The following is a 5,558-nucleotide window of genomic DNA, read 5'->3' on the forward strand; positions in this document are numbered from 1 at the left end:
CCTTAAAATTTTTTAGAAATAAAAGTTGCGGGATTTAATTTTTTTTGTATCTTTGCAGTCCGGTTAAACGGGGCGCAGGAGTGAGTACAGATTGAGGTTGTAGAGGGAGTTAAGGTTACTTAAAAAACTTTAAAATTTTCCTTTAAAACATTTGGTCGGTTAGAAATAAATAATTACTTTTGCAACCGCAAATAGAGAACAGAACGACAGAGAAGATTCTTTATTATATGCGGAAAGAAAAAAGATCATTGACATACAATATAACAACCAAGTAAGAAAAAAACTAAAGCGTAAAAAAAACTTTGAGTGGGTCAGGAAAAACATACAATGGAGAGTTTGATCCTGGCTCAGGATGAACGCTAGCGGGAGGCCTAACACATGCAAGCCGAGCGGTAGAGATTCTTCGGAATCTTGAGAGCGGCGCACGGGTGCGGAACACGTGTGCAACCTGCCTTTATCAGGGGAATAGCCTTTCGAAAGGAAGATTAATGCCCCATAATATATTTTCTGGCATCAGAATATATTGAAAACTCCGGTGGATAAAGATGGGCACGCGCAGGATTAGATAGTTGGTAGGGTAACGGCCTACCAAGTCAACGATCCTTAGGGGGCCTGAGAGGGTGATCCCCCACACTGGTACTGAGACACGGACCAGACTCCTACGGGAGGCAGCAGTGAGGAATATTGGACAATGGGTGAGAGCCTGATCCAGCCATCCCGCGTGAAGGACGACTGCCCTATGGGTTGTAAACTTCTTTTGTACAGGGATAAACCTTTCCACGTGTGGAAAGCTGAAGGTACTGTACGAATAAGCACCGGCTAACTCCGTGCCAGCAGCCGCGGTAATACGGAGGGTGCAAGCGTTATCCGGATTTATTGGGTTTAAAGGGTCCGTAGGCGGACTCGTAAGTCAGTGGTGAAATCTCACAGCTTAACTGTGAAACTGCCATTGATACTGCGGGTCTTGAGTATAGTTGAAGTAGCTGGAATAAGTAGTGTAGCGGTGAAATGCATAGATATTACTTAGAACACCAATTGCGAAGGCAGGTTACTAAACTATAACTGACGCTGATGGACGAAAGCGTGGGGAGCGAACAGGATTAGATACCCTGGTAGTCCACGCCGTAAACGATGCTAACTCGTTTTTGGGCTTTCGGGTTCAGAGACTAAGCGAAAGTGATAAGTTAGCCACCTGGGGAGTACGTTCGCAAGAATGAAACTCAAAGGAATTGACGGGGGCCCGCACAAGCGGTGGATTATGTGGTTTAATTCGATGATACGCGAGGAACCTTACCAAGGCTTAAATGGGAATTGACAGGCTTAGAAATAGGCTTTTCTTCGGACAATTTTCAAGGTGCTGCATGGTTGTCGTCAGCTCGTGCCGTGAGGTGTTAGGTTAAGTCCTGCAACGAGCGCAACCCCTGTCACTAGTTGCCATCATTCAGTTGGGGACTCTAGTGAGACTGCCTACGCAAGTAGAGAGGAAGGTGGGGATGACGTCAAATCATCACGGCCCTTACGCCTTGGGCCACACACGTAATACAATGGCCGGTACAGAGGGCAGCTACACAGCGATGTGATGCAAATCTCGAAAGCCGGTCTCAGTTCGGATTGGAGTCTGCAACTCGACTCTATGAAGCTGGAATCGCTAGTAATCGCGCATCAGCCATGGCGCGGTGAATACGTTCCCGGGCCTTGTACACACCGCCCGTCAAGCCATGGAAGTCTGGGGTACCTGAAGTCGGTGACCGTAACAGGAGCTGCCTAGGGTAAAACAGGTAACTAGGGCTAAGTCGTAACAAGGTAGCCGTACCGGAAGGTGCGGCTGGAACATCTCATTTTAGAGCGTTGAAGAACGTTAAACAAAATTAGTACATCAATGTACATTGATTCTGCTTAAAGTAAAGCTTTAGTTTTTTATTTGGTTGCTATATCTTATAAAATACAAACCCACTAGAAATTAGTATCAGAGGGAGAGAGATTTTAGTAAAAGAAGTTAGAGGTTAGACATTAGAAGTTAGTTATGCTGACAACTAAAAACCGACAACCGACAACTAAAATTAATGAAGTCTCGTAGCTCAGCTGGTTAGAGCGCTACACTGATAATGTAGAGGTCGGCAGTTCGAGCCTGCCCGAGACTACTAATTAAAAAGACGGGAAGAAGAAAGAGAAAAGAAAAAAGATGCGTCTTTGTTCTTTATTCTTTAGTCTCCAAGTCTACTAGAGGGGGAATTAGCTCAGCTGGCTAGAGCGCCTGCCTTGCACGCAGGAGGTCAAGGGTTCGACTCCCTTATTCTCCACATATTGTATGCTGTACAAAAGTACAGCGTATAATGTACGAGGGTAATATAAGGAAATGTATACTACATAGTGACGGAGCCGTCATTACTACATTTTACATTTTACATAAGTACAAGCATAAAGATCATTGACATTAACGGTAAAGACATCACAAAGAGAAAACCGAGCGCATAAGAGCGCTTGAGTAACCAAAAATAGGAAAGAAATCGTTAAGGGCGTATGGCGGATGCCTAGGCTTTCAGAGGCGAAGAAGGACGCGGTAAGCTGCGAAAAGCTGCGGGGATCGGCACACACGACTTGATCCGCAGATGTCCGAATGGGGCAACCCGGCATGTTGAAGACATGTCACCTCGCAAGAGGAGCAAACCAGGAGAACTGAAACATCTAAGTACCCTGAGGAAAAGAAATCGAAGAGATTCCGTAAGTAGCGGCGAGCGAAAGCGGATTAGCCCAAAAGTCTTTATATATTTAAAAGAATGTTCTGGAAAGAACAGCCATAGAGGGTGATAGCCCCGTATTTGAAAGGTATATTAAGATGATAAATGAGTAGGGCGGGACACGTGAAATCCTGTCTGAATATGGGGGGACCATCCTCCAAGGCTAAATACTCCTGAAAGACCGATAGTGAACAAGTACTGTGAAGGAAAGGTGAAAAGCACTTCGAATAGAAGGGTGAAATAGAACCTGAAACCGTACGCCTACAAGCGGTCGGAGCCCACAAGTTGGGTGACGGCGTGCCTTTTGCATAATGAGCCTACGAGTTAATTTTACTAGCGAGGTTAAGGACTTCAGGTCCGGAGCCGGAGCGAAAGCGAGTCTGAATAGGGCGGTTAGTTAGTAGGATTAGACGCGAAACCTTGTGATCTACCCATGGGCAGGTTGAAGCTCTGGTAACACAGAGTGGAGGACCGAACCGGTTGACGTTGAAAAGTCTTCGGATGACCTGTGGGTAGGGGTGAAAGGCCAATCAAACTGGGAGATAGCTCGTACTCTCCGAAATGCATTTAGGTGCAGCGTCGATGTTAAGTTTATTAGAGGTAGAGCTACTGATTGGATGCGGGGGTTTCACCACCTACCAATTCCTGACAAACTCCGAATGCTAATAAATGTTCGTCGGCAGTGAGGGCATGGGTGCTAAGGTCCATGTCCGAGAGGGAAAGAACCCAGACCAACAGCTAAGGTCCCCAAATCTCTATTAAGTTGAAGCAACGCGGTTGGACTGCATTGACAGCTAGGATGTTGGCTTGGAAGCAGCCATTCATTTAAAGAGTGCGTAACAGCTCACTAGTCGAGCGGTCCGGCATGGATAATAATCGGGCATAAATAGAGTACCGAAGCTATGGATTTACAACCTAGTGTTGTATCTGGTAGGAGAGCATTCTGTTTGCGCCGAAGCAGTATCGTGAGGTATTGTGGAGCGGACAGAAAAGAAAATGTAGGCATAAGTAACGATAAAGGGGGCGAGAAACCCCCTCACCGAAAGACTAAGGTTTCCTCAGCCATGCTAATCAGCTGAGGGTTAGTCGGGACCTAACGCGAACCCGAAAGGGGTAGTGGATGGACAATGGGTTAATATTCCCATACTTGCTCACACTAAAAAGGGGACGGAGTGCCGTACCTGCTGGAGACTGACGGAATAGTCAAGGCCTAGCCTTCGGGCGAAGCTGCTGCAGGGAAAGTGCTTCCAAGAAAAGCCGAAGTGAAGCAACCCGTACCAAAACCGACACAGGTAGTCGAGGAGAGAATCCTAAGGTGCTCGAGTGAGTCGTGGCTAAGGAACTAGGCAAAATAGTCTCGTAACTTCGGAAGAAGAGACGCCATCAGCAATGGTGGCCGCAGTGAAGAGGCCCAGGCGACTGTTTATCAAAAACACAGGACTCTGCTAAATCGAAAGATGCTGTATAGGGTCTGACACCTGCCCGGTGCTGGAAGGTTAAGGAAGGTGCTTAGCGTAAGCGAAGGCATTGACTGAAGCCCCAGTAAACGGCGGCCGTAACTATAACGGTCCTAAGGTAGCGAAATTCCTTGTCGGGTAAGTTCCGACCTGCACGAATGGTGTAACGATCTGGGCACTGTCTCAGCCACGAGCTCGGTGAAATTGTAGTATCGGTGAAGATGCCGATTACCCGCAATGGGACGAAAAGACCCTGTGAACCTTTACTATAACTTCGTATTGACTTTGAGTAAGTAATGTGTAGGATAGGTGGGAGGCTTTGAAGCTGGCACGCTAGTGTTGGTGGAGCCAACGTTGAAATACCACCCTTTACTTACTTGGAGCCTAACTTCTTTTAGAAGGACATTGCGTGGTGGGTAGTTTGACTGGGGTGGTCGCCTCCAAAAGAGTAACGGAGGCTTTCAAAGGTACCCTCAGCACGCTTGGTAACCGTGCGTAGAGTGTAATGGCATAAGGGTGCTTGACTGTGAGACCAACAAGTCGATCAGGTGCGAAAGCAGGACATAGTGATCCGGTGGTTCCGTATGGAAGGGCCATCGCTCATAGGATAAAAGGTACTCCGGGGATAACAGGCTAGTCTCCCCCAAGAGCTCACATCGACGGGGAGGTTCGGCACCTCGATGTCGGCTCGTCACATCCTGGGGCTGGAGAAGGTCCCAAGGGTTGGGCTGTTCGCCCATTAAAGTGGCACGCGAGCTGGGTTCAGAACGTCGTGAGACAGTTCGGTCTCTATCTATTGCGGGCGTTAGATGTTTGAGAGGGCTTGATTCTAGTACGAGAGGACCGAATTGAACAAACCTCTGGTGTATCAGTTGTACCGCCAGGTGCACCGCTGAGTAGCTACGTTTGGAAGAGATAAGCACTGAAAGCATATAAGTGCGAAACTCGCCTCAAGATGAGACATCTTTTAAGGGTCGTTGGAGATGACGACGTTGATAGGCTACAGGTGTAAAGGCAGTAATGTCATAGCCGAGTAGTACTAATTACCCGTAGATTTATAGCCTATGGTTGCTATATCAATATAATAAAATTATACAAGCCTTTTATGCGCAGTCAAGGTTTTGTCTTTGTGAACGTTTTTATCGCTTAAAATCAGAAGTTAGAACTTAGATATTAGAAGTTAGTATATCACTAACCTCTAACTACTAAAATCTAACCTCTTATATAAAGCCTTTAGGGTGGTTTTAGCGGTGGGGCTCACCTGTTCCCATTCCGAACACAGAAGTTAAGCCCACCAGCGCCGATGGTACTGCGAAAGCGGGAGAGTAGGCCGCCGCCAGTTTTTATTAAAAAGTCTCATACA

Annotated in this window: 2 tRNA genes and 3 rRNA genes; all 5 read left to right on the forward strand. The window is 46.9% G+C overall.

The window, feature by feature from the left end:
* Positions 1-324 precede the first annotated feature (324 nt).
* A 16S ribosomal RNA gene (locus DRF60_RS20565) occupies positions 325-1,841 on the forward strand.
* Between the two features lie 226 nt (positions 1,842-2,067).
* A tRNA-Ile gene (locus DRF60_RS20570) sits at positions 2,068-2,141 on the forward strand.
* An 85-nt stretch (positions 2,142-2,226) separates the two neighbouring features.
* Positions 2,227-2,300 (forward strand) — tRNA-Ala (locus DRF60_RS20575).
* Between the two features lie 200 nt (positions 2,301-2,500).
* Positions 2,501-5,258 (forward strand): 23S ribosomal RNA (locus DRF60_RS20580).
* A 171-nt stretch (positions 5,259-5,429) separates the two neighbouring features.
* A 5S ribosomal RNA gene (rrf, locus tag DRF60_RS20585) occupies positions 5,430-5,537 on the forward strand.
* Together the 16S, 23S and 5S rRNA genes with 2 tRNA genes alongside form the textbook arrangement of a ribosomal RNA operon.
* Positions 5,538-5,558: the final 21 nt, after the last annotated feature.

It is taken from the genome of Chryseobacterium elymi (assembly GCF_003385495.1).
Classification (GTDB): Bacteria; Bacteroidota; Bacteroidia; order Flavobacteriales; family Weeksellaceae; genus Chryseobacterium; species Chryseobacterium elymi.